General features: G+C 44.5%; 23 protein-coding genes, 1 other RNA gene, 1 pseudogene and 1 other annotated feature. Of the genes and pseudogenes, 21 read left to right on the forward strand and 4 right to left on the reverse strand.

From position 1 onward, the window contains the following. The 4 genes and pseudogenes from ADA55_RS11435 to ADA55_RS11450 form a co-directional block, all read left to right on the forward strand. Positions 1-570 (forward strand): annotated as a pseudogene (locus tag ADA55_RS11435) (hypothetical protein); the annotation flags it as partial. A gap of 118 nt (positions 571-688) precedes the next feature. Continuing rightward, positions 689-1,507 carry a phosphotransferase gene (locus ADA55_RS11440; RefSeq protein ID WP_048683703.1) on the forward strand — a complete coding sequence of 273 codons (819 nt, stop codon included), beginning with the start codon at positions 689-691 and terminating at the stop codon, positions 1,505-1,507. Between the two features lie 102 nt (positions 1,508-1,609). Continuing rightward, the gene (locus ADA55_RS11445; RefSeq protein ID WP_048683704.1) at positions 1,610-2,209 is read left to right on the forward strand and encodes a YhcN/YlaJ family sporulation lipoprotein; all 600 of its coding nucleotides are present in this window, start codon (positions 1,610-1,612) and stop codon (positions 2,207-2,209) included. A gap of 100 nt (positions 2,210-2,309) precedes the next feature. After that, positions 2,310-2,819, forward strand: a complete 510-nt coding sequence (locus ADA55_RS11450) for a BofC C-terminal domain-containing protein (protein ID WP_373689759.1) — start codon at positions 2,310-2,312, stop codon at positions 2,817-2,819. Here ADA55_RS11450 and ADA55_RS11455 read toward each other — a convergent pair. Beyond that, positions 2,816-3,064: a hypothetical protein gene (locus ADA55_RS11455; protein WP_048683710.1), complete on the reverse strand. Its 249-nt coding sequence runs from the start codon at positions 3,062-3,064 to the stop codon at positions 2,816-2,818. The two genes, ADA55_RS11450 and ADA55_RS11455, sit on opposite strands and share 4 nt — an antisense overlap. A gap of 55 nt (positions 3,065-3,119) precedes the next feature. On the opposite strand from ADA55_RS11455, the gene ruvA reads away from it, so the two are divergent. From ruvA to yajC, 6 genes are read left to right on the forward strand one after another with little or no spacing between them, the layout of a single operon-like run. Beyond that, complete coding sequence (gene ruvA, locus ADA55_RS11460) at positions 3,120-3,734, forward strand: Holliday junction branch migration protein RuvA (RefSeq protein ID WP_048683713.1); 615 nt, start codon at positions 3,120-3,122, stop codon at positions 3,732-3,734. Positions 3,735-3,745: 11 nt separating this feature from the next. Further along, positions 3,746-4,744 (forward strand): Holliday junction branch migration DNA helicase RuvB, encoded by a 999-nt coding sequence (gene ruvB / locus ADA55_RS11465; protein ID WP_048683716.1) that lies wholly within the window; start codon positions 3,746-3,748, stop codon positions 4,742-4,744. Next, a complete protein-coding gene (locus tag ADA55_RS11470; RefSeq protein ID WP_048683720.1) occupies positions 4,741-4,947 on the forward strand; it encodes a DUF2905 domain-containing protein in 207 nt (68 codons plus the stop codon). The genes ruvB and ADA55_RS11470 overlap by 4 nt, the downstream gene beginning before the upstream one ends. Before the next feature lie 38 nt (positions 4,948-4,985). After that, entirely contained in the window at positions 4,986-6,014 is a 1,029-nt protein-coding gene (queA, locus tag ADA55_RS11475; RefSeq protein ID WP_048683723.1) for a tRNA preQ1(34) S-adenosylmethionine ribosyltransferase-isomerase QueA, read from the forward strand. A 30-nt stretch (positions 6,015-6,044) separates the two neighbouring features. Further along, positions 6,045-7,190 (forward strand): tRNA guanosine(34) transglycosylase Tgt, encoded by a 1,146-nt coding sequence (tgt, locus tag ADA55_RS11480; protein ID WP_170946880.1) that lies wholly within the window; start codon positions 6,045-6,047, stop codon positions 7,188-7,190. Between the two features lie 43 nt (positions 7,191-7,233). After that, positions 7,234-7,518, forward strand: coding sequence for a preprotein translocase subunit YajC (yajC, locus tag ADA55_RS11485; protein WP_048683727.1), 285 nt, complete (start codon positions 7,234-7,236; stop codon positions 7,516-7,518). Between the two features lie 46 nt (positions 7,519-7,564). Here the strand turns inward: yajC and ADA55_RS11490 are convergent, their stop codons facing one another. Next, a complete protein-coding gene (locus ADA55_RS11490) occupies positions 7,565-7,936 on the reverse strand; it encodes a TIGR04086 family membrane protein (RefSeq protein ID WP_096337820.1) in 372 nt (123 codons plus the stop codon). A gap of 194 nt (positions 7,937-8,130) precedes the next feature. Between ADA55_RS11490 and ADA55_RS11495 the strand changes: the two genes are divergently transcribed. Beyond that, entirely contained in the window at positions 8,131-8,787 is a 657-nt protein-coding gene (locus tag ADA55_RS11495; protein WP_048683772.1) for a DUF421 domain-containing protein, read from the forward strand. A 29-nt stretch (positions 8,788-8,816) separates the two neighbouring features. On the opposite strand, the gene spoVB is transcribed toward ADA55_RS11495, so the two are convergent. After that, entirely contained in the window at positions 8,817-10,379 is a 1,563-nt protein-coding gene (gene spoVB / locus ADA55_RS11500) for a stage V sporulation protein B (protein ID WP_048683730.1), read from the reverse strand. 170 nt (positions 10,380-10,549) lie between these two features. Between spoVB and ADA55_RS11505 the strand changes: the two genes are divergently transcribed. From ADA55_RS11505 to dtd, 6 genes are all read left to right on the forward strand, one after another. Beyond that, positions 10,550-10,855, forward strand: coding sequence for a post-transcriptional regulator (locus ADA55_RS11505; RefSeq protein ID WP_034308797.1), 306 nt, complete (start codon positions 10,550-10,552; stop codon positions 10,853-10,855). A gap of 196 nt (positions 10,856-11,051) precedes the next feature. Then, entirely contained in the window at positions 11,052-13,313 is a 2,262-nt protein-coding gene (gene secDF / locus ADA55_RS11510) for a protein translocase subunit SecDF (protein WP_048683737.1), read from the forward strand. 145 nt (positions 13,314-13,458) lie between these two features. Further along, entirely contained in the window at positions 13,459-15,834 is a 2,376-nt protein-coding gene (gene recJ, locus ADA55_RS11515; protein WP_048683738.1) for a single-stranded-DNA-specific exonuclease RecJ, read from the forward strand. Continuing rightward, the gene (locus ADA55_RS11520; RefSeq protein ID WP_034308789.1) at positions 15,825-16,337 is read left to right on the forward strand and encodes an adenine phosphoribosyltransferase; all 513 of its coding nucleotides are present in this window, start codon (positions 15,825-15,827) and stop codon (positions 16,335-16,337) included. The genes recJ and ADA55_RS11520 overlap by 10 nt, the downstream gene beginning before the upstream one ends. Before the next feature lie 317 nt (positions 16,338-16,654). After that, positions 16,655-18,853, forward strand: a complete 2,199-nt coding sequence (locus tag ADA55_RS11525) for a RelA/SpoT family protein (protein WP_034308787.1) — start codon at positions 16,655-16,657, stop codon at positions 18,851-18,853. 15 nt (positions 18,854-18,868) lie between these two features. After that, the gene (gene dtd / locus ADA55_RS11530; protein ID WP_048683742.1) at positions 18,869-19,312 is read left to right on the forward strand and encodes a D-aminoacyl-tRNA deacylase; all 444 of its coding nucleotides are present in this window, start codon (positions 18,869-18,871) and stop codon (positions 19,310-19,312) included. Positions 19,313-19,376: 64 nt separating this feature from the next. Here dtd and ADA55_RS11535 read toward each other — a convergent pair whose 3' ends face one another. Further along, a complete protein-coding gene (locus ADA55_RS11535) occupies positions 19,377-21,146 on the reverse strand; it encodes an SH3 domain-containing protein (RefSeq protein WP_048683750.1) in 1,770 nt (589 codons plus the stop codon). Between the two features lie 129 nt (positions 21,147-21,275). On the opposite strand from ADA55_RS11535, the gene ADA55_RS30025 reads away from it, so the two are divergent. The 4 genes from ADA55_RS30025 to ssrS all read left to right on the forward strand — a co-directional run bounded on the left by ADA55_RS30025 (position 21,276) and on the right by ssrS (position 25,190). Next, positions 21,276-21,449 (forward strand): hypothetical protein, encoded by a 174-nt coding sequence (locus tag ADA55_RS30025; protein WP_048683752.1) that lies wholly within the window; start codon positions 21,276-21,278, stop codon positions 21,447-21,449. 79 nt (positions 21,450-21,528) lie between these two features. Further along, positions 21,529-21,765, forward strand: a binding site (T-box leader). Between the two features lie 98 nt (positions 21,766-21,863). After that, entirely contained in the window at positions 21,864-23,135 is a 1,272-nt protein-coding gene (hisS, locus tag ADA55_RS11545; RefSeq protein WP_034308774.1) for a histidine--tRNA ligase, read from the forward strand. A gap of 12 nt (positions 23,136-23,147) precedes the next feature. Beyond that, positions 23,148-24,917, forward strand: a complete 1,770-nt coding sequence (gene aspS / locus ADA55_RS11550) for an aspartate--tRNA ligase (RefSeq protein ID WP_048683760.1) — start codon at positions 23,148-23,150, stop codon at positions 24,915-24,917. Positions 24,918-25,004: 87 nt separating this feature from the next. Continuing rightward, a non-coding RNA gene (gene ssrS, locus ADA55_RS27965) (6S RNA) lies at positions 25,005-25,190 on the forward strand. Positions 25,191-25,335 lie beyond the last annotated feature (145 nt).

Genomic DNA, 25,335 nt, shown 5'->3' on the forward strand with positions numbered 1-25,335 from the left:
CAAAACGGAGGTCAGCCACCAGGCATGATGATGGGCGGCCAAAACGGAGGCCAGCCCGGCATAAAGGAGATGCAAATAGGAGGTCCTCCAGGCATGATGGGTGGCCAAAACGGAGATCAGCCAGAGATGATGGGCGGTCAAAACGGAGGCCAGCCCGGCATGATGATGGGGGGACAAAACGGAGGCCAGCCAGGGATGATGGGCGGCCAAAACGGAGGCCAGCCGTGGATGATGGGCGGCCAAAATGGAGGCCAGCCGTGGATGATGGGCGGTCAAAACGGAGGCCAGCCGTGGATGATGGGCGGCCAAAACGGAGGCCAACCTGGGATGATGGGCGGTCAAAACGGAGGCCAGCCCGGCATGATGATGGGTGGTCAAAACGGAGGTCAACCAGGAATGATGCCTGGACAATTTGGTGGTCAGCCGGACATGATGCGCGGACAGCTTGGGGGGCAGCCTGAAGCTATGTTACCTGGACAAATGGGAGGCCAGCCAGGCCAATTCGGGGGCGTTCGTGCACCTGAAACATTTGGGATACCGACATATGTAGATGAAAGCGATGACTACTAATCATCAAGGAGACAGTGTTTTTAACACTCGTCTCCTCTCTTATTTAAATCGTAGGCCAAAGAATGTCCACCATATTCAAAGCAGTGTCTATTTAATAACTTTTGAAAAAGGTCATTCAATGATCCTTAAAGGATTTGACAGTTTTGAAAAATGGGATCGGCAAAGGGAACTGACTTCTTTATTAAAACAAAAGGGATTTCATCAAACGTATTATATTCATCAGAATTTAATGCCCTTTCAATTTAAAGGGAAATGGTATGGCAGTATGGACTATTTTCCGCCGAACAAGAAAAAATTCAGGTTTTCCAATGATAAGGACCGCTTAGAAGGCATTCAGTTACTGGAAAGCTTCCATGATGTGTCGGAAAATCTCTCCATTAACGCGCCTGTGTTCAATCAATCAAAAAAGTGGAAAGAACGCTTATCACTATTTAAAAAGAACTTTTCTTATGTTCGCCAATATGTTTCCGAAGATATTATCAAGGAATGGATTAGATGGGGGGAATGGTCGCTAGAGGGGTTTGATAAATATCAGTCTTTATGGGATAAGGAAAAGAAAGTCATCATTCATGGTGATTGCGCCCACCATAATTTCTTGCGGAGAGCGGACGGCACTTTGACTTTAATCGATTTTGACTTAATGGCAAATGCCCCAAGGTGCATTGATTATTTACAGTATGCAAATCGAATTTCGCAACATCTGGAAGATGCGGCCAACGAGCTGTGGGAAGTGCCGCAATTGCAAAGGTATCAGTCAGACCTGGCCTTTTTATATGCTTTAACTTACCCTACCGATATCTTCCGTGAATGGAATCGTCTTAATAAAAGTTCTTCCCAGCTTCATTCGGTCTGGAAAATGACCGTGGAAGGTTTTTCGGAGCGGATGGAGATGAATGAAAAATTGGCGAAAAGGATTTCTTCCCTTAATAGGAATTAAAACGGGTTTTTGGCCGTATCTTACAGAGTACATTTCCCTTTCGACACCCATGCTAATTATGAGCGGAATATAGCTCATTCTATTGCAATGGGAGGGTTATTGGTGCAGAAAATAAAATGGGCACAGCCGCTTTGTACGGTATTGGCCGCCGTCAGTTTGGTTGGATGTGCTAATAATGATACAGCGGAAAATGAAAATATCACGAATGATACAGGGTACCATGAAAAAGATGCATTGGTACGAAACATCAATTATGAGAATATGGTGCAAGGTTTATACAATAAAGATGATGCGTACAGTAAGAGTGACCGTAACTACCATGGACATGAAAGTAAGCCGCTAAAGGCAAAATCATCTTATTATAATTCTTATGAAGGCTCTTTAGCCGACAGAGTAAATGGTGTCGCCAATAAAGTGGAGCAGGTTAGCGATGCCAGGACAATCATCATGCAAGATGAAATGCTGGTAGCCTTGCTGCTTGAGGACTACAGCCAAGCAAAAGATGTCAAACAAAGAATCAAAAAGGAGATCGGACCGCTTACCAATGGCCGTACCCTATATGTAACCACCGATGAAGGTGTCTATTTCAGGACGATGACACTTGATAACAATCTTCGGGATGGCGATACGAGGGAAATGATCATTTTGGATGCCAATGACATGTTCGATAACCTTAACATCCACGAAAATCACTTGAAATAGTTTGTGGGCTGACCCGACTTGGAGTCAGCTCTTTTTGATTTTTTTCTGGTTAATAATCCTTATTTGGGTCAAACTACATAAAAAGTAAACGCCTTAAGAGGTGAGTATATTGTTTAATCAACTTAGAATCCAATTTTTCATGGCACTTTTCATATTGCCATTTTGCTTAACCGTTTTTGCGGAAGAAACCGTTCAAAAGGAAAATGATCCAATTGAAAGGAAGGTCATTCTTCAGCGTATGTATTTGGATGGCGAGTTAAGTGAAGAGAAATTGACAGAAACAATTTGGTCGATGGAGGACTTTTGGGCAAAATATGAAGGATGGCAAGTAGTCGATCAAAATGAAGAGCAGATTGTCATGAAGAAAATTGAGAATGACATATCTCCGCTGTTAAAAGCGAATGGTTACCTTGGGATGAGGGAAGATGGTACATTATCCATTTTTATCGGCAGGCCTGAGCACGCCAAGATCATTCATACATTCTACCAAATAGACGTTGGTAAACTTGAAGCATACAAGCAGGAGGAACTGCAAAAAGGAATTCCAATCATGAATAAAGACCAATATAAACAGCTCATTAAAGAATATGAGCCATATTCGGTAAACTAGGGTGGGATGATGTCCCACCCTTCAGACTGTAGACTAACTCGATAATGATGGAGTTGTCTACATTTTTTTTGGTGTTTACCATTACCGTTGATTTCCAATGCGGGCACTCGCTTTCCGCGGACGGTCCACCCTTGGTGCTTTAGCGCCTGTCTGGTCTCCCTTGGACGCTGGTCTTGCACGACTGTTTCAATCAACTTTGTTTTAAGCATTACTTTGCCGATTATGAAATAACTTTTAATGAACAACACCCCCTTTTTATGATAAAATGAGAGGTACAGCAAAATCAGGGAGAGAATTAATTTGTATGATTATATAAAAGGCAAGGTCGATTATATTGGACCTGAATACATAGTTGTGGAAAATGGGGGGATCGGATATCAAGTCATGACGCCGAATCCTTTTATTTTTTCCGCTCAATACCAGAAAGAAATCCAAGTTTTTTTGTATCATTATGTTCGTGAGGATCTGGCGGCATTATACGGATTTCAGACTCGTCAAGAAAAGGCGTTATTCACAAAATTATTGAATGTAACCGGAATCGGGCCGAAGGGTGCTCTAGCCATATTGGCATCAGGCCAGGTTGACCAGGTGGTACAGGCGATCGAAAATGAAGATGAATCATTTTTGGTGAAATTCCCGGGAGTCGGAAAGAAAACGGCACGGCAAATGATTCTCGACTTAAAAGGGAAACTGGAGAACATTATTCCGGATGCGTTTCCAAGCTTGTTTAACGAAGGCGTCACGGCTGCGATCAGTCCAAATGGTTATACGGAGGAATTGGATGAAGCCATTCTTGCATTGAAGGCTCTTGGTTATTCTGAAAAGGAAGTTCAAAAGGTTGCCAAGAAATTGCAGGCTGAAGATATGACGACCGAGCAATATATTAAGAAAGCATTGCAAATGATGTTAAGATAAGGAGTGGCGCAATGGAGGAGAGAATATTCAATCAGGAAGCCGATTTGAACGAACTGTCCTTTGAACAAAGCCTGCGGCCGCAAAACTTAAAGCAATATATCGGACAGGATAAAGTGAAAGCGAATTTGAGTGTATACATCGAGGCGGCAAGGATGCGTGAAGAAACGCTCGATCATGTACTTTTATATGGACCGCCTGGTCTTGGCAAGACGACGCTTGCCGTCATCATCGCCAATGAAATGGGTGTAAATATCCGCACGACTTCCGGTCCCGCCATTGAGCGGCCGGGAGATCTGGCGGCCATTTTGAGTGCACTTGAACCAGGTGATGTATTGTTCATTGATGAGATTCACCGTCTTCCCCGTGTCGTCGAGGAAGTGCTTTATCCGGCTATGGAGGACTTTTGTCTGGATATAGTAGTCGGTAAGGGACCGGAAGCCCGTTCGATCAGGATCGACTTGCCGCCGTTCACCCTCGTAGGGGCCACGACACGGGCAGGCTCACTGTCTGCACCGCTCAGGGACCGTTTTGGTGTTTTGAGCCGTCTTGAATATTATACGGAAAACCATTTGACTGATATCATCATCCGTACAGCAAGAATTATGGATACGGAAATGGATGGTCAAGCAGCGGCAGAGCTTGCAAGAAGGTCAAGGGGCACCCCGAGAATTGCCAATCGGCTTTTACGGAGGGTCAGGGATTTCGCCCAGGTACGCGGTGATGGGACGATAACGGCCGAGCTTGCCGATTATGCGCTTGAATTAATGCAGGTCGACCGTTTAGGACTCGATCATATTGACCATAAATTACTTAAAGGGATCATTGAAAAATTCCGTGGCGGGCCCGTGGGCCTGGAAACGATTGCGGCAACGATTGGCGAAGAGGCACATACGATCGAAGATGTGTATGAACCATATCTGTTGCAAGTCGGTTTTCTTCAGCGTACCCCTAGAGGCCGGATGGCAACACAGCTTGTTTATGAGCATTTCGGAATGGAGATGCCTGAATGATGAATATACCAAAGATGGTCATGATTCTGGGAGTGGTTATATTCGTGATTGGTTTTGCGATGAAATACATTCATCTCGGCAGGCTGCCGGGAGATATTTTTCTGAAAAAGGGGAATACGACTTTTTACTTTCCTATCGTTACATCAATCATCGTCAGTGTTGTGTTGTCCGCGATTTTTTATTTGATCGGCCGTTTTAAATAATGATTACAGCTTGATAGACATGTAAGGAAGTGGAACAGATGAAATTGGATATGTTTGATTTTCATTTACCGGAGGAACTGATTGCCCAAGTTCCTTTGGAGGATAGGGAAGCAAGTAGATTGATGGTGCTGGACAAAGAAACCGGTAAGCTCCAGCATGATGTATTCAGCCATATCACGGAATATATCAAACCGGGAGATTGCCTGGTATTGAATGATACAAAGGTGCTTCCGGCCCGACTATACGGCAGTAAAGAAGGGACGGGTGCAAAAATCGAGGTATTGCTGCTTAAGCAAGAGCATGATGATGTCTGGGAAACGCTTGTGAAGCCGGCCAAGCGGATTAAGGAAGGCTCGACGATCGTTTTCGGCGATGGTAAGCTGAGTGCCGTCTGTACAGGTGTACTCGAGCATGGCGGCCGAATCCTTGAATTTAAATATGAAGGCATATTTTATGAAATACTGGAGAAGCTGGGCGAAATGCCGTTACCTCCATACATCAAGGAACAACTCGACGATCAGGACCGCTATCAAACCGTTTATGCTCGGGAACGGGGATCTGCAGCGGCACCTACCGCTGGCCTGCATTTTACGGAGGATTTGCTTGAGAAACTTAAAGGGATGGGCGTCCACATCGCCTTCATCACGCTGCATGTCGGGCTTGGTACATTCCGTCCGGTAAGTGTCGACGATATTGACAGCCATGAAATGCATTCGGAATTTTATCAAATGACGGAAGGCACTGCCAGATTACTGAATGACGTGAAGGAAAAAGGCGGGAAAATCATTACGGTCGGCACTACGTCCACAAGGACATTGGAAACGATTGCGTCCCGCAATGACGGGGTTTTCAAGGAAGAGAATGGCTGGACGAGCATCTTCATTTATCCTGGTTATGAGTTCAAAGGGATCGATGGTATGATAACGAACTTCCATTTGCCTAAATCGACTTTAATCATGCTTATTTCTGCACTTGCAGGCAGGGAGCATGTCCTTCATGCCTATGAAACGGCTGTGGAAGAAAAATACAGGTTCTTTAGTTTTGGAGATGCAATGTTAATTAAGTAATATTAGAGTGAGAAGCTCTTGAAGGGAGTTATTGCGTTGACTGCAATACGATATGAGTTAATCAAAACATGTAAACAGACAGGGGCACGGCTTGGCCGGGTCCATACGCCGCATGGTTCTTTTGAAACGCCGGCATTTATGCCGGTTGGAACGATGGCTACTGTCAAAACGATGTCCCCGGAAGATTTGAAACAAATGGGGGCTGGCATCATCCTGAGCAATACGTACCACCTATGGCTGCGTCCGGGGCATGAAATCATCAAGGAAGCTGGCGGATTGCATAAGTTCATGAACTGGGATCGGGCGATTTTGACCGACTCAGGCGGCTTTCAAGTCTTCAGTTTAAGCGAGTTCCGCAAAATTGAAGAAGAGGGTGTGCATTTCAGGAACCATCTGAATGGCGATAAATTATTTTTATCCCCTGAAAAAGCGATGGAAATACAAAACGCGCTTGGCTCCGATATCATGATGGCATTTGATGAATGTCCGCCATTTCCGGCGACTGAAGAGTATATGAAGAAGTCGGTTGAACGGACATCGCGCTGGGCGGAACGCTGCTTGAATGCGCATGAGCGTCCAAATGACCAAGGGTTGTTCGGAATCGTTCAAGGCGGGGAGTTTGAAAATCTTCGCAAACAAAGTGCAAAAGACCTTGTCTCCCTTGACTTCCCGGGTTATGCTATTGGAGGACTATCCGTAGGGGAACCGAAGGACATCATGAACCGCGTCCTTGAGTTTACTACTCCGCTGCTGCCATCTGACAAACCGCGCTATCTTATGGGGGTCGGTTCACCGGACTCATTGATCGATGGTGCACTCCGCGGTGTTGATATGTTTGACTGTGTACTGCCGACGCGAATCGCACGTAATGGTACACTCATGACGAGCAATGGGCGGCTGGTTGTGAAAAATGCGAAGTATGCACGCGATTTCGGTCCAATCGATGAAAATTGCGATTGCCATGTTTGCAAGAATTATAGCCGGGCATATATCCGCCACTTGATTAAATGTGAAGAAACCTTTGGAATTCGCCTAACGACTTACCATAATCTTCATTTTCTGTTAAACTTGATGGAACAGGTCAGACAAGCTATTCGAGAAGATCGTCTTGGAGACTTTAGGGAAGAGTTTTTTGAGCAGTATGGTTTCAATGAACCAAATGCGAGAAACTTCTAATTCCATAAATATTTTAATGAACGAAAGGAGTGAATATACTTAAATGGGTTCTTTAACACAAATACTTCCGTTGATTTTAATGTTCGTATTGTTCTATTTCTTATTGATCCGTCCGCAGCAAAAACGCCAAAAGGCTACGCAAAACATGCAAAGCAGTTTGAAAAAAGGTGATAAAGTTGCTACTATCGGCGGCATGCACGGAACAATCGATGCAATCGATGAACTGCAAATCGTCATTAAATCACCAGACGGTACAAAACTGACTTTTGACCGTGCAGCAATCCGTGAAATTACGGAAAGCGCACCGAATAAAGAAACATCCCTATAAAACAAACGAAAACCGGGCCGTGTGCCCGGTTTTTTGCTGTCTTTTTTTAATCGGAGCGTGAGTCGGAACTCATGTTGACCCCAAGAACGCCACCCATCATGGCCGTAATCACGAAACAGCCATAGTATATCCATTGCTTGATGGTGAAAAGGGCATCGTGACCTAAATATTGAAAAAGGAACACGACCAACAGATAAAGCAGCCCAGTGCTTCCGCCCAGGAATAGTCCTTGCTTTTTCCCTTTGCCTCCTGATATGAATCCACCAATGAACAGCGATAAAAAGGACACGATCATGACCACGTATGTCAGGGATGATTCCGTCAATGAAGTAAAGCGAAGAAGGATGGAAACGATTAAACTAGCAATCATCGCTATGGCAAAGATGGAGCCTACGCCATAAATTACGGCGACACTCATTTTTTTAGTTTCGATGGGTATTCCTCCTTTTTAAAAGGCTGATACGTATAGCCTGTTTATGTGTTTGTACAAGCATATTCCCGATATCGAACCTTTAGACCAGGTTTAAGAAGCTTCACGTAAAATTAGAAAAGATTTATGGAGTAATTTTTCATTTCCCAAGCCATGCTATGGATGAAGGAAGTGTTGTTGAATTGGATATCTATCTAGGGATTATTTTTCGAACGACGGTAATCTATCTGGTTATCTGGTTCCTTTTTCGAATGATGGGTAAGCGGGAAGTTGGGGAACTGAGCGTTCTCGATTTAGTGGTATCCATCATGATAGGGGACATTGCTGTGCTATCCTTTGAAGATTTGGAAAAACCGTTTATCCGACAGACTATCCCGATGTTTGTTCTCGCGTTCCTCCAAATCACATTGGCATTTGCCTCATTGAAAAGTGTCAAATTACGCAATTTCATGGACGGTAAGCCACAGATCATCATTAATCAGGGGAAAATAGATGAAAAAGCGATGCGCAAACAACGATATAATTTTGATGACTTATTGACGCAACTTCGTGAACAAGGAATTATTGATATAAACGAAGTGCAATTTGCCATCCTTGAAACTTCAGGAAAGCTCTCGGTGATTAAAAAAAGCGACAAAGAAGGGTCGGAAAGTCAGGTACCATTCCCGCTGATTGTCGATGGGGAGATACAGGAAAAAAATCTTGATAAAATTGGGAAAAACCATTTTTGGCTTCTGGATCAGTTAAAAGAACATGGAGAAACGAAGGTTAAAGAGATTTCGATTTGCGGGTACATAGATGGCCAGATTTACATCGATAAAAATGAAACGAAGAAATGAACCGAAGCCTTTGAGTGCTTCGGTTCATTTTATTTCCAAGCTAATTTTGACAAGAAGCCGCCCACTACAGGAATCCTGATCAGATCGGCCTTTTTTATGCTGCCGGTCATGAGCAGGAAAAATGTGAACAGCAGGATAACGACGGTTACGGAAAGCAAAAGCCGTATGCCGATAGGCTGTGAGGAGAGCGGGAATTGATAAAGATAATAACCGCCCCATCCTGAAATTAAAGCAAGGACCAGAGCTGACATATAGCTTCGGAAATGAAGCGTGAAAGGGACGACCTTCAGCACGGTTGAAAAATGCAGGAAAGTAACGAGCATCGTACCGACAGCTATCCCGATTGCGGCTCCCATGATCCCGAAACTTTCCTTTGAAGCCAGCAGCCAGATCACACCGATTTTAAGAATGTTCCCAGCCAGGCTGTTGAACATTGCGGCCTTTGCAAGGTCCAGTGCTTGCAGCATGGATTGCAGCGGATATTGAAAATAATAAAGGATGAAAAAAGGTGCCAGGAATTTAATGAAAACAGCAGCATGCGAAGATCCATACATGACTTGTAAGATCGGTTCGGCAAAGATGAACAGAATGACGATAGCTAAACAGCCTGTGATAAAGGTGATTTTCAGGGCTTGTTGAAGCCTGTGTTCAACGAGTAAAAAGTTTCCGGTCGTACGGGCTTCGCTCACTGCCGGGACAAGTGCCGTCGCCAATGATGATGTAACGAAGGAAGGAAGCATGAGTAAAGGCAGAGCGTATCCAGTCAACTCCCCGTATTGACTGGTGGCTGCGGCCGCGGTGACCCCGGCAAGTGCCAAACTCTGGGCGACCACTATCGGTTCGAAAAACCACGATATCGATCCAATCATCCTGCTTCCGGTGGTAGGAAGGGCGATCCCCATCAATTCGGTGAACGTTCCTTTTCCGGATTTGACATTCTTGAAGAAACCCTTCCTGAACTTAAAATGTTTCTTTATTTTAAAGCTGGTCAATAAGTAAATGAGAGAGACGAGCTCACCGATAATCGATGCAAGCATTGCCCCGGCTGCCGCATATTCGATTCCATATGGCAAAAAGGCCTTGGTCAGGACGGCAATGAAAGTGATTCGGGCCACCTGTTCGATAACTTGTGAGAAAGCGAAGGGCTTCATATTTTGCTTGCCTTGGAAATAACCGCGCAGTACGGATGAAATGGCGATGATCGGTACGATTGGGGCAATAGCCATGAGCGGCCATAACGTCCGTTCGTCCGTGAATAGGTATTCTGATAGAACCGGCGCGAAAAGCAGCATCGCAGGAGTGAAAATCATCGATAGAGTAAAGGTGCAGGCCAAAGAGACGACAAGGATTTTCTTGATTTTCCGTTCATCACCTCTGGCATTGGCCTCAGCCACGTACTTAGAAATGGCGATAGGCAGGCCTAACTGGGTTATGTTCACGACGAGAAAGAGTGTCGGTAAAGCCATCATATATAAACCAACGCCTTCTTCGCCGATGAAGCGGGCGATGACAATACGGTTAATGAAACCAAGAACTCTTGTAATCAGGCTTGCGATTAATAAAATCAGCGTCCCTTTTAAAAATTTGGACATTGAACTCCCTCCCTGCCTTCTCAAAAAAGCGGTTATGCTATACAATTATCTATATGCTTGTACTTGGACAAAGCATGACAAAAGTGTTTGTTTGCGTTCTAACAAATGATAAGAAACCCTTCTAAGAAAATGCGCATTCATTTGAGAATCATTTTACTGGAGGCAAAATGATGGCAAAAAAGAATCATCCCTATCAAAGGTATTATCTAAAGGTGCGTCCATTTTTGAAGAGTAAGCGTGAGGAATTCCAAATGGTCGGATTGAATGCCGTAACAGAGGAAGACATATGGGGAACCTTAACCAAAAATAAATGGAAGCGCCCGCAGGAAAACATTCACCTTCATGAACTTGTCGCAGATATCGTGACATTTTCGAGCAACCAGTTCATGACCTTCCAAATGGTCGAAGCTTATAAATCACCGAACCTATTCGAGCCGCTTTCTGAAGAGGAACTGAAGGAGCTTTTGAAAGAATAACGCAAAGATATACTTAAATTGACAGCTGTTTGTATATGACTCATAATAGATATGGTTATGCTTTTTTTGGAAAAAGCATGGAAAGCTGTGTCTTTTTTCTCAAAAAGCAAAGGGTATGCAGTGATCATATAAACAAAAAATGACGGTTTTATTAACTTCAGGAACAGGCGTATTATAGAAAGGGGCCTACTACATAATGGTAAAAAGAAGCAGGATCGTTGCGTTTTTTCTAATCGCACTTTTGATTTTCGCAGCGATGGGTACGACTTCAAAAGGAATCCTAAAGGATATCAAGCTGGGTCTTGATCTTCAAGGCGGGTTTGAAGTGTTATATGAAGTAAAACCGCTGTCAGGGGAAAAGATCACCCCGGAAGTTTTACGGGCTACAGTAAGCTCACTTGAACGGCGTGTCAATGTGTTGGGGGTTAGCGAGCCTAACATACAAATAGAGGGGAAAGACCGGATCCGCGTTCAATTGGCTGGGGTCAAAGACCAAAACAACGCTCGTGAAATCCTTTCCACACAAGCTAAATTATCCTTCCGTGATTACAACGATAAGGAAATGATGACCGGTGCCGACCTGAAAGAAGGCGGCGCGAAACAAACGTTCCAAGATAATAAACCGGTTGTCGAAGTCACATTGAAAGATGTGGATAAATTTAAGGACATCACTCAAAAAATATCTTCGATGGAAAGTCCGACCAATGTACTTGCAATCTGGCTGGATTTCGAGGAAGGAAAAGATTCCATTAAGGATACAGCTTCACAAGACAATATGATTTCAGCTCCAGCAGTCAGTGAAGTTTTCAATACGAAGAAGGTGTATATCACCGGTCAATTTACGTTAGAAGAAGCGAAAGAGCTTGCAGCCCTTCTGAATGCAGGTGCCCTGCCTGTTGATTTGAAAGAAAAATACTCCACTTCAGTAGGTGCCCAATTCGGTGCAGGTGCACTGAATGATACCATTTTTGCGGGAATCATCGGAATTGCACTTGTTTTCATCTTCATGCTTGTGTATTACCGCTTCCCGGGATTCATTGCAGTCGTCACTTTAAGCATCTACATTTTCTTGACGCTATTAGTGTTTGATTGGATGAATGCGGTGCTCACGCTGCCAGGTATTGCGGCATTGGTTCTCGGGGTCGGGATGGCTGTCGATGCCAATATCATTACTTATGAGCGAATCAGGGATGAATTGAAACTAGGCAGATCGGTCAAGGCAGCATATAAAGAAGGTACCAAGAATTCACTTGCTACAATCACGGATGCCAACTTAACGACCCTGCTGGCTGCGGCCGTCCTGTTCTATTATGGAACTAGCTCGGTTAAAGGGTTTGCCACCACTTTGATCATTTCGATCCTAATGAGCTTCATCACAGCCGTTTATGGTACACGCCTCTTCATGAGCCTGTGGGTGAATAGCGGGTTCCTGGACAAACGTACAGGATGGTTTGGCGTGAAGAAGAAAAATATTCACGATTTATCCGAGAAAATGGATTTAATGTCATTGCCAACCCGCTTTGATAAAATTGATTTCGTGAAACATCGGAAAGTTTTTTACGGCATTTCAATCGGTGTCACCATTATCGGAATCATCTTCCTGCTCGTCTTCAGATTGAATCTTGGGATTGATTTCACGAGCGGCACCCGAATCGAGATTGCATCCAAAGACGTCTTGACGACTCAGCAAGTCAAAACCGAAATGGAAAAGGTCGGTATCGACGAAGATGATATCAAGGATGTCAGGCTCGCTGGACAAGACAATAAAAATGCTGTCGTTCGGACAGTCGGTGTCCTTGATAAGCAAGAGATTGCTGAATTGAAGGACCATTTCAAGAAGGATTACGGAGCAGAACCGAATGTCAGCACCGTATCACCGACAGTAGGAAAAGAGCTTGCGAAAAATGCCATGTTTGCGTTAGCGATTGCCTCAATCGGAATCATATTGTATGTATCGATACGATTTGAATGGCGAATGGCTGTACCTGCCGTGGTTGCGCTTGTACATGATGCATTCTTCATCATCACGATTTTCAGCTTGCTCCGGCTCGAAGTGGATATCACCTTCATTGCTGCGGTTCTGACGATCGTCGGTTATTCGATCAATGATACGATCGTAACCTTTGACCGCATTCGTGAAAACCTGCGCTTCAGCCGTAAAATCAAAACCGTCGAAGAACTTGAGAACATTGTGAACATCAGTATCAGGCAAACGCTGACTAGATCCATTAACACGGTTCTGACCGTTCTCATTACGGTCATCGCGTTGATGATCTTCGGCAGTGAAGCTATTCGTAACTTCTCCATTGCCCTGTTTATCGGTTTAATATGCGGCGTGTATTCATCGCTATTGATCGCTTCCCAATTCTGGCTTGATTTGAAAATCAGGGAATTGAAGAAGAAAGGTCCGCTGAATACCGCTAAAGAAAAGAAACAAAGTCTTGAAGGACAAGTTTAATAGGTGAAAGGGGGCTGGCGTGTTGCCAGCCTTCTTTTTGTTGAACTAGCTTATTGAATAGGGAATTACAGCCAATTATGAGTTTAAAATAAAATTGAAACTGGTATATTCGTTTTGTATAATGAGTAGGTTGAGGGGTGAATAAATGTTAAAACCAAAAACCCGGTGGAACTTGCGAACTGCCGATGAAAACAAAGTTGCTGTACTAGCTGAAGAGCTTCATATCACACCTTTGGTTGCAGCCCTGCTTGTGAATCGAGGCCTGGATACGATTGAAAGTGCCCGATCGTTTTTATTTGTAAAAAATCAAACTTTTCATGACCCATTTTTATTGAAGGATATGGATAAAGCAGTATATAGAATAAAGGAAGCCATTCAAAATGGAGAAAAAATACGTATATTCGGTGATTATGATGCGGATGGCGTGACATCGACCACAGTGATGATGACGGCGCTGACAAGATTGGGGGCCGATGTTGATTTTTATATCCCTAATCGGTTTACAGAAGGATATGGTCCGAATCCGATGGCATTCCGCCTTGCAGCCGAGCAAGGTGTGAAGGTATTAATAACCGTCGATACCGGAATCTCCGCAGTCGCTGAAGCGAAACTTGCCGCCGAGCTAGGCATGGATTATATTTTGACTGACCACCATGAACCGGGACCGCAATTGCCTGAGGCATTGGCGATCATCCATCCTAAACTGGAGGACAGTTCCTATCCATTTAAAGAACTTGCCGGAGTAGGAGTCGCATTTAAGCTTGCACACGCCTTGCTTGGGGAATTGCCTGAGGATTTGCTAGAAATAGCGGCAATCGGGACGATAGCGGATTTAGTGCCTTTACAAGGGGAAAACCGCGTCATTGCTGCGAAAGGCATCGAGCAGTTACGATTGACTCGCCGCCCGGGACTTGTTGCGTTAATGAAAGTGGCGAATGTTCAGCAGGAAGCATTGAATGAAGAATCGATCGGATTTGCAATGGCACCGAGGATCAATGCTGTAGGGCGCCTTGGAGATGCCGATCCCGCTGTTGATTTATTGATGTCCGCAAGTCTGGAAGAAGCAATGGAACTTGCTAATGAAATCAACGATATCAATAAAGAGCGGCAGGAAATGGTTGCAGCAATGGCTGAGGAAGCGATTGCTGAAGTCGAGGAAAACTTCCCGCCGGAGTCCAATGGCGTGCTCATCATCGGCAGGGAAGGCTGGAATGCCGGAGTTGTGGGGATTGTGGCCTCTAAACTTGTTGAACGCTTTTACCGGCCGACGATTGTATTGAGCTATGATCGGGATAAGGGATTAGCTAAAGGTTCTGCTCGGAGCATCGTTGGTTTCGATCTTTTTCAAAGTCTTTCCCAATGTCGTGAAATGCTGCCTCATTTCGGTGGACATCCCATGGCAGCTGGAATGACGTTGAAAATAGAAGATGTTCAGGAGCTTAGGGACCGCATGAACTTGATTGCTAAGGAAGAACTGAACGAAGAGGACTTCACACCGATTACAAACTTGGACGGTGCTACGACTTTAGCTGAAGTTTCCGTTCAAACGATTCAGGAAATGAGCTTGCTTGCACCATTTGGTGTTACGAATCCCAAGCCGAAGATTTTGATAGATTCCGTACAACTTTCAAGTGTCCGCAAAATTGGTGCCAACCAAAATCACTTGAAGGTTCAGCTGGAAGATGGTGAAAAACACAAACTTGACGGTGTGGGCTTCGGTCTCGGTCATTTTGTCGATGAAATAGCTCCGCATGCTGAAGTTTCGGTGATTGGAGAGCTCTCCATCAATGAGTGGAATAATATGAAAAAGCCCCAGATCTTTGTCCAGGATGTCTCGGTGGACCATTGGCAGTTATTCGATTACCGCGGCAAGGGACAGGCAGAGAAGTGGCTTGCCGACATTCCTGCACAAAACCGGAAAATCGTCATTTTCTCGGAAGATATTTATAGCAGATATCCATTTTTGCAAAACCATCCAGATCTCGTTCATATCGAGAATGAACTGGATGCTGAGCAGCTCGACTGCTTCGAAGGGCATTTGGTACTCATGGACATGCCGCCGTCCAGGGAATATTTGAAACGGGTGATTGCCAAAAAGAACCCTTCCCGTATCTACGCTCACCTTTCCCATGAACAGGACCATTTCTTAAGTACGATGCCGACAAGGGATCATTTTAAATGGTTTTATGCCTTCCTTGCCAAGAAGGGTCCGCTTGATGTGAAAAGATATGGTGATGACCTGGCCAAATATCGCGGCTGGTCAAGAGATACAGTGGATTTCATTTCTAAGGTGTTTTTTGAGCTTGATTTTGTTACAATAGAAAATGGGTTAATTATGCTCACAACCAATGCGAAAAAACGCGATCTCAGTGAATCTGAATCGTATACAAGAAAGAAAGAGCAATTTGAGCTTGAACAAGAGCTTGTTTATTCTTCCTATCAGCAATTATTCGATTGGTTCAATCATTATTTAGTTCATGAGGCAACAGACCTTGAGGAGGAAATAAAGCAATGGATTTAAAGCAATATGTAACAATTGTGCAAGACTGGCCAAAACCGGGTATCGTCTTCAAAGATATTACAACATTAATGGATAACGGCGCAGCTTATAAATACGCAACAGACCAAATCGTCGAGTATGCTCGCGATAAAAATATCGACTTGGTGGTCGGGCCGGAAGCACGCGGATTCATTATCGGATGTCCAGTCGCATACTCATTGGAAGTGGGCTTTGCACCAGTGAGAAAAGAAGGAAAACTTCCACGTGAAACGATAAAAGTCGAATATGGTTTAGAATACGGCAAGGATGTATTGACAATCCATAAAGATGCCATTAAACCTGGACAGCGTGTCCTGATTACGGACGACTTGCTTGCTACCGGGGGAACAATCGAAGCGACGATCAAATTGGTTGAACAGCTTGGCGGAATTGTAGCCGGGATTGCCTTCCTTATTGAATTGACTGACTTGGATGGAAAAGATAAATTAGACGGCTATGATGTCTTGACATTAATGAGCTTTTAATAAAGGAGAGCACTCTGACCAGGGTGCTCTCTTTCTGTTTTCCCCATTTTAGCTGGATTTTGTCGAATTTCCAGTGAAAAAATGCACGATTCTTAATAAAATACACGTTTAACTCTTTACATCCTTGCCTTTTTTTTCGATAATAGTAATAATAAAGAGTTTTTCTGCTAATAAGTTTATTTGCACTTTTATCCGTTTAAGCGGATTTATTTTTTTTCGCGAAAATTGTCACGTTTTGCAGAATAAAGGGAGTGCTACCAATCATACTCAATCCGGATCATATCCGGTGGCAGTTAAAGTGGGGTTAAGGTGATTAAATGGCTAATGATCAAATATTGACTGCCGAGCAGGTTGTAGAACGGGCCAGCTTATATCTTCAGCCGGAAGAAGCTGAATTTATTCATAGAGCGTTTAAGTATGCAGAGTATGCTCACCGAGAACAATTCCGTAAATCGGGAGAGCCGTATATTATTCATCCGATTCAAGTGGCGGGCATTCTGGCTGATCTTGAAATGGACCCTGCAACCATTGCGGCAGGTTTTTTACATGATGTTGTTGAAGACACGGAGATCACTTTGAAGGATATTGAAGAAAATTTCAGTCCTGAAGTCGCCATGCTTGTGGATGGCGTGACCAAGTTAGGGAAAATCAAATACAAATCACAGCAGGAGCAACAGGCGGAAAACCATCGGAAAATGTTCGTGGCGATGGCCCAGGATATACGGGTCATCTTGATCAAGCTTGCGGACAGACTGCATAATATGCGGACATTGAAGCATCTGCCGCAGGAAAAGCAGAGAAGGATATCGAATGAGACGTTGGAAATCTTCGCACCGCTTGCCCATCGTCTTGGTATCAGCACGATTAAATGGGAACTGGAAGATACTGCACTAAGGTATTTGAATCCTCAGCAGTATTACCGAATCGTCAACCTGATGAAGAAAAAGCGTGCAGAACGTGAAAACTATCTGGAAGAAGTCATAGATGAAGTGCGTAAAAACGTTGAGGAAGTCAACATTAAGGCTGACCTATCCGGAAGGCCGAAACATATATACAGCATTTATCGCAAAATGGCTTTACAGAATAAACAGTTCAGCGAAATTTATGATTTGCTTGCCGTTCGGATCGTCGTCAATAGCATAAAAGATTGCTATGCCGTTTTAGGGATCATCCATACATGCTGGAAGCCGATGCCTGGCCGATTTAAAGACTATATCGCGATGCCGAAGCCGAATATGTATCAATCGCTCCATACGACGGTGATCGGACCGAAAGGCGATCCGCTGGAAGTGCAGATCCGTACTTCTGATATGCATCGCATTGCCGAGTTCGGGGTTGCTGCGCACTGGGCTTATAAAGAGGGAAAAGATGTCGGTGAACAGCCTTCACTGGAAGAAAAATTGACATGGTTCCGGGAAATTCTTGAATTCCAGGATGATGCGACTAATGCCGAGGAATTCATGGAATCCCTTAAAATAGATCTTTTTTCTGATATGGTATTCATTTTCACTCCAAAAGGCGATGTCATCGAACTGCCATCAGGATCCAACCCGATTGATTTCGCTTACCGGATTCATTCGGAAATCGGAAACAAAACGATTGGTGCCAAAGTGAACGGGAAAATGGTACCGCTGGATTATAAACTGAAAACTGGCGATATCATAGAAATCTTAACATCGAAGCATTCATATGGTCCAAGTCAGGATTGGCTTAAACTAACGCAAACATCTCAAGCGAAAAATAAGATCCGCCAATTTTTCAAGAAGCAGCGCCGGGAAGAAAATATCGAAAAAGGCAAAGAGCTTGTTGAAAAGGAAATCAAGGATATGGAGTTTGACCTGAAGGAAATCCTTGCTGCCGAGAATATCAGGCGTGTTGCGGATAAATTCAACTTCCTGAATGAAGAGGATATGTATGCAGCAGTCGGATATAACGGAATAACAGCCCTTCAGGTAGCTAACCGCCTTACCGAAAAATGGCGTAAGCAGAAAATGGTCGAGCAGGAAGCGGATATTTCTGAAGCGGTAGCCGATCTGAAAACCTTCTCCAATACATCTAAAAAACGTGACTCGGGCGTACAGGTACCAGGGATTGATAACCTGCTTATCCGCTTATCACGCTGTTGCAACCCAGTACCAGGGGATGAAATCGTTGGTTATATAACCAAAGGCCGTGGAGTTTCAGTTCATAGGCAAGATTGCCCGAACCTGGATAGCGGGGATGCCGATCATCGCCTTGTACCGGTTGAATGGGAAAGTACGATTAACGAACGCAAGGAATACATCGTGGAAATTGAAATCAGCGGCTATGACCGTCGCGGCTTATTGAATGAAGTCCTTCAGGCCGTCAATGAAACCAAGACCAACATTTCTGCGGTCTCGGGTAAATCCGACAGGAATAAGGTGGCGACCATTCACATGTCGATTTATATTCATAACATTGCCCATTTGCAAAAGGTTGTCGACCGTATTAAACAAATTTCAGATGTTTATTCCGTTAGAAGGATCATGAACTAAGGAGTTTTTATTGCCATGCGTGTTGTTTTACAACGTTCCAAAGCGGCAAAAGTAGTTGTCGCAGACCAAATAATCGGACAAATCGACAGCGGTCTCGTCCTGTTGGTTGGTGTCACCCATGGAGATACGATCGATGACGTCGCCTATTTGGCCGAAAAGATTGTCAATCTTAGAATATTTGAAGATGAAAATGAAAAGATGAACCACTCACTATTGGATGTGGGAGGTTCGATTTTATCCGTTTCACAATTCACCTTATACGGCGATTGCCGTAAAGGCCGTCGACCGAACTTCATGGACGCCGCCCGTCCTGAAGAGGCGAATGAATTATATGAAGCATTTAACGAAGAACTCCGCAAAAGAGGCGTCCATACGGAAACAGGTCAATTTGGTGCCATGATGGATGTTCAGCTTACTAATGACGGTCCCGTAACATTAATACTTGAAAGCAAAAAATGACCTGCTGCGGCAGGTTTTTTTTGTAGAAAAGCCAGCTTCGATGCGAAGCTGGCTTTTCTAGTCCTTATTTAAAATACCGTGCCAGGCCATTATAGATGGCCGATGTGATTTTTTCTTGATACTCATTCGACGTTAATGTCAACTCTTCCACTGGATTACTTAAATAACCTAGTTCAATGAGTGTAGCTACCCGTTTATTTTCACGGGTAACATGATAATTCCCGTATCGAGATCCGCGATTGGGCACCTGCATGGTGGAACCGAGTGAATTGGCCAGTGTAGCCGCCAACGCACGCTGGTAGTCATGATAGTAGTATGTGGTTATCCCGCTGGTGATCTGGTCCTTGGTGCTATCATAATGGAGGCTGATGAAAGCATCCGCATTATGTATATGAGAAGTGCTGACCCTGGAAGGGAGTGGAACATAAGTATTTCCGCTCCTGGTCAGGATCACTTTAGCTCCTGCCGCCTGAAGTTTGTCCCGCAGCAATTCTGCCGTTCGAATCGTCAGGTTTTTCTCAAGTGTTCCACCGACCCCGATTGTACCGCTATCCCTGCCGCCATGTCCGGGATCGATCACAATCGTTTTATCCTTTAGGTATTTCTCAACGCCAGGTCGTTGGATCTGCTCGGCATTCCCTTCGATCGTCACGATCCATCCGGCCACATAAGCTGTTTTTCCGCCCTTTAGTTTAATGGAATACCAGTCGCCTTCCATACCTGATGCCGTGAACGTTTCACCTGCATTGGCCTGCTCTACAATCCCCGAGTCGCCATCCGGCTCATTTCTAAGGATCGTACCATCATGAATGATGGTAATCTTGTTTCCTTTTACATCAACCTTTTTTTCCTTCGCCGTTTGCTCAACACTCTCTTTTTCCAGGTACCAACTCACTACCCAGCCCTTTTTTGAACGAGAGAGCTGGATCTGTGTCATATTTCCCTTTGTTTGGAGCACGGCGTAAGTCTCATCCTTGTTCACCGAACCGATTACCTTGCTTGAGAGCGAGGCTTCATTCCTGACAGTTAAACCCGTGGCGGTCACCCTTGCAGTAGCGCCTGCCGTTTCCTTTTTCATATCAACATGATCTTCGCTTACTTGTATGTAAGGTTCAGCTACCCAACCGCGGGTTCCTTGGAAATCAATTTCAGCCCATTCATTTTCAACCCTGTAGACGGTCACTGACGTATTTTTATTCAGCTTTCCGAGAGCGGTACTGCTTGTAGACGGTTCCGAACGGACATTGAGCCGGTCCACCAAAGTTACTCCGTTTTTTACGGATTGATTCGTTCCTTTTTCCTTAGTTGAATCTTTCTTCGGTGCTTTTTCTGATGCGGAGGGAAGCGTAATGTAGTCAGAAGAGACCCAGCCCTCGATATCCGCCGTTTTGACCTTTATCCAATTCTCATTCTTTTCAATGATGTCAACAAAAGTTCCTTTACTCAAGGACCCAACCGTTTGAAATGTCGTGCCGGGACCTGTTCGGACACGGACGGAGCTGCCTGATATCATCCCTTGTCCGGATTTCTTTTTGACCTGAGTGGTATCAGACCCAGTTTGTCTCTCCACTAACCAATTGGCAACCCAGCCCGTTTTACCGGTGCCAATCCGGATTTCAATCCAGTCGCCATCTTCATTCAGAATGGGATACGATTCCCCTTTTGACAGTTTTTTTACGATAGGGAAACTGAGACCTGCACCTTCACGGACATTGACCACTTGGGTCGTCACGATATTTTCCCCATCATCTTTTCCAAAAGCGTGATGGACGGGGAAAATCGCTGAGAATATCAGCAAAAGTGTCAGGCCGAATAAACCCGATTTCTTCTTCATAAGTTGTCTCTCCCTTTTAATGTCTATATGTATGTATTCTCGTTCAATGAAAATTTCCCTCTTTCCCTGTGCAAAAAACATCTTTTTTAGGAAAGAATAGAGCTTATATAACTCTAGGAGGGAAACCACATGAAATTCAGCGAAAAAGATCAAACGAGCTTAAGCGGAGGCAATCAAGTACTGGGTGTCGATTTTCACGATTTCATCCAAAAGGAACAAAGCGCAAATCTTGTTGAATTGGCATCCGAATTCGGGGTCAATGTCCGGACGATCAAAAATTTGAAAAAACGTATGAACCAGTAAACTGCAACAAAAATCCTCAGTCTGCCTTGACATTTGATGTTAACGTCCGTATGATTATAAAATATCAGACTTATTACTGCAATAACCAATGATGGAGAAGAGTAATTAAGAAACACATGAAAAGAGAGGAAATGCCGAGGCTGAAAGCATTCCACATGATGACTTAATGAAAGAACCCTCCGTAGGCTTCACTCCGAACGGATTTACTTAATAGGAGATGGACGTAAAACAGGCGTTAACTGTTTTTGAGCGGGGGCACTTTTTTTGTGCTTCAACTAGGGTGGCACCACGGGATATCCAAACTCTCGTCCCTTGTAACATATACGTTACAAGGGGCGGGAGTTTTTTGTTTGGAAAAAATCAGTATTGCGTGCCTATAGGAAAGGGCGCTTTGCTTTAAAGGAGGAAACACATATGTCTATTCAGATTCCTAGAGGTACCCAGGATTTATTGCCTGGCCAAACGGAAATTTGGCAGTATATCGAGAACACAGCGCGTGATATTTGTCACCGTTACCAATATAAAGAAATCCGCACACCGATTTTTGAGCACACGGAATTATTTTTACGCGGTGTTGGGGATACAACCGATATCGTTCAAAAAGAGATGTATTCATTTCAAGATCGCGGTGAAAGGAACTTAACCCTTCGTCCGGAAGGCACTGCATCGGTTGTACGGTCATATATCGAGAACAAGATGTTCGGGTGGGCCAATCAACCGGTCAAGCTTTATTATATCGGGCCGATGTTCCGTTACGAACGTCCGCAAGCAGGCCGATTCCGCCAGTTCGTTCAATTCGGCATCGAAGCTTTAGGAAGTAAGGATCCCGGAATCGATGCAGAGGTTCTGTCACTTGCGATGAACCTGTACAAGGAACTTGGTTTAAAAAAGCTGAAGCTAGTCATCAACAGCCTTGGTGATAAGGAAAGCCGGACAGCGCATCGCAATGCGTTAATCAAACATTTCGAACCCCGCATCGGCGAGTTTTGCGGCGATTGTCAAAACCGCCTCGAAAAAAATCCTTTGCGTATCCTGGATTGCAAAAAGGATCACGATCACGAATTGATGAACACGGCTCCTTCCATCATTGAATATTTAAATGATGAATCCCGTACTTATTTCGAAAAGGTGAAACAGCACTTAACCGATTTGGAAATCGATTTCGTCGAAGATCCGACTCTAGTGAGGGGCTTGGATTACTATAATCATACCGCATTTGAAATCATGAGTGATGCAGAAGGCTTTGGCGCCATCACAACACTTTGCGGCGGCGGCCGTTATAACGGGCTGGCTGAAGAACTTGGCGGACCGGAAACACCAGGAATCGGCTTTGCACTTAGCATTGAACGGCTGATTGCTGCCCTCCAAGCAGAAAACATCGAGCTTCCGATCAAAAAGGGAATTGACTGCTATCTTGTCTCACTAGGTGAAACAGCCAAGGATTATACCGTCAAACTTGCCCATCAATTGCGGAATGCCGGTTTTACCGTCGAAAAAGACTATCAAGACCGTAAAGTGAAAGCACAATTCAAATCAGCCGATCGCCTCGAAGCAAGATATGTGGCAACACTTGGGGATGATGAATTGGCAAATAATAAAATCAATGTAAAGTTCATGGAAACCGGTGAACAAGTCCAAATGGATCTTGCAACATTCGTTGAACAATTCAAAAAGCTACAGGCTTAAGGGGGAAATACCATGTTTGGCAGAACATACTTCAATGGTGAAGTGACAGAAGCAGCTATTGGTGAAAAAGTAACATTAAAAGGATGGGTACAAAAACGCCGGGATTTGGGCGGGGTCATCTTTATCGACCTGCGTGACAGAAGCGGAGTCGTCCAAGTCGTTTTCAATCCGGACATTTCGGCAGACGCGCTGGCCACAGCCGAAAAAATCCGTAATGAATACGTCCTTGATATCCAAGGGACCGTCATCAAACGTGACGAAGCCAACTTCAATCCGAACGTAACAACAGGGACCGTCGAAGTTCAAGCCGAAAACGTTACAATTTTAAACGAAGCAAAGACCCCTCCATTCATCATTGATGAAAGAACGGATGTATCAGAAGACATCCGCTTGAAATATCGTTATCTGGACCTGCGTCGTCCGGCGATGTTCGAAACATTGAAAATGCGTAACAAAACAACAAAAGCGATCCGTGATTACTTGGACGGTGAAGGCTTCCTTGATATCGAAACACCTATTTTAACAAAAAGTACACCTGAAGGAGCACGTGATTATTTAGTGCCTAGCCGCGTACACGAAGGGGAGTTCTATGCACTTCCGCAATCACCGCAAATCTTCAAGCAGCTATTGATGGTATCCGGTTTCGAACGTTATTATCAAATTGCCCGCTGTTTCCGTGATGAAGACTTACGTGCTGACAGACAGCCCGAATTCACGCAAATCGATATTGAAACAAGCTTCATGAGCCAAGAAGATATCATTAACACGGCAGAAAACATGATGGCTAAAGTGATGAAAGACGTAAAAGGATTGGACGTAACACTGCCATTCCCTCGAATGACTTACAATGAAGCGATGAGCCGTTACGGTTCCGACAAACCGGATACACGCTTCGGAATGGAACTTAAAGATGTTTCCGAAATCGTCAAAGACAGTGATTTCAAAGTGTTCACCGGCGCTGTTGCAAGCGGCGGTCAAGTTAAGGCAATCGTCGTTAAGGACGGAAATGCGGATTATTCCCGTAAAGACATTGATGGCTTGGCTGAATTTGCAGCGATTTACGGCGCTAAAGGCCTTGCATGGCTAAAAGTTGAAGAAGACGGTGTAAAAGGGCCAATCGCCAAATTCTTCGCAGAAGATCAAGAGCAATTAGTATCTGAATTGGAAGCTGAAGTGGGCGATTTAATCCTATTCGTGGCGGATAAGAAAGGCATAGTCGCAGATGCACTTGGAGCACTTCGCATCAAGCTTGGTAAAGAAAGAGGCTTGATCGATCAAAGCAAATTCAACTTCCTATGGGTGACGGACTGGCCATTACTTGAATATGACGAAGAAGAAGGACGCTACTATGCAGCACACCATCCATTCACAATGCCATTCCGTGAAGACATGGACAAACTGGAATCAGACCCAGCAAGCGTCCGTGCACAAGCATACGACCTTGTCTTGAACGGCTACGAACTTGGCGGTGGATCACTGCGGATATTCGAACGCGACGTTCAGGAAAAAATGTTCAAAGTTCTTGGATTCTCCGAAGAAGAAGCAAACGCACAATTCGGCTTCCTAATGGATGCATTCGAATACGGAACACCGCCACACGGCGGAATCGCCCTTGGACTGGACCGCATGGTCATGCTGCTCGCAGGCCGCACGAACCTTCGCGACACCATCGCGTTCCCGAAAACAGCAAGCGCAAGCGACCTGCTCGTTGACGCACCGAGTACCGTAAGTGACAAGCAATTGGCCGAACTTAACCTAAGACTTGCTGCACTTAAAAAATAATTCATTTGGTAAAAAATGTGAAAAAATACCTAGGTGTTTTTCCTTGAAACAGAGTTAAGCAGTATGCTATGATGTTTTCAATAAGTAAGAGTCCTGATGTGTTCGTTCTTTAACCTATAAGTTTTGACCGAACACTTATAGTTACCGGGAGCACTAGTTTCCTGGCCGCGTAAAAGCCTCCCTCGAAGAGGACTTACAAACGCGAGGAACCGAGCACCCACCTGCGGAGAGCGGGTTCAAAACAAAGGCGTAAACGGCACAATTGGGACTCTTACACCTTACAAAGCAACTCATGTTAAATAACATGGGTTTTTTTGTGCATTAAAATAGTTAACTTACGAGTAAATGGCGCAAACTCACGAGTAAACGGGGTGAATTCACGAGTAAACAGCGGAAATTCACGAGTAAATGGTGCAAA

Source organism: Bacillus sp. 220_BSPC (assembly GCF_001054655.1).
In the GTDB taxonomy this organism is placed as follows: Bacteria; Bacillota; Bacilli; order Bacillales; family DSM-1321; genus Peribacillus; species Peribacillus frigoritolerans.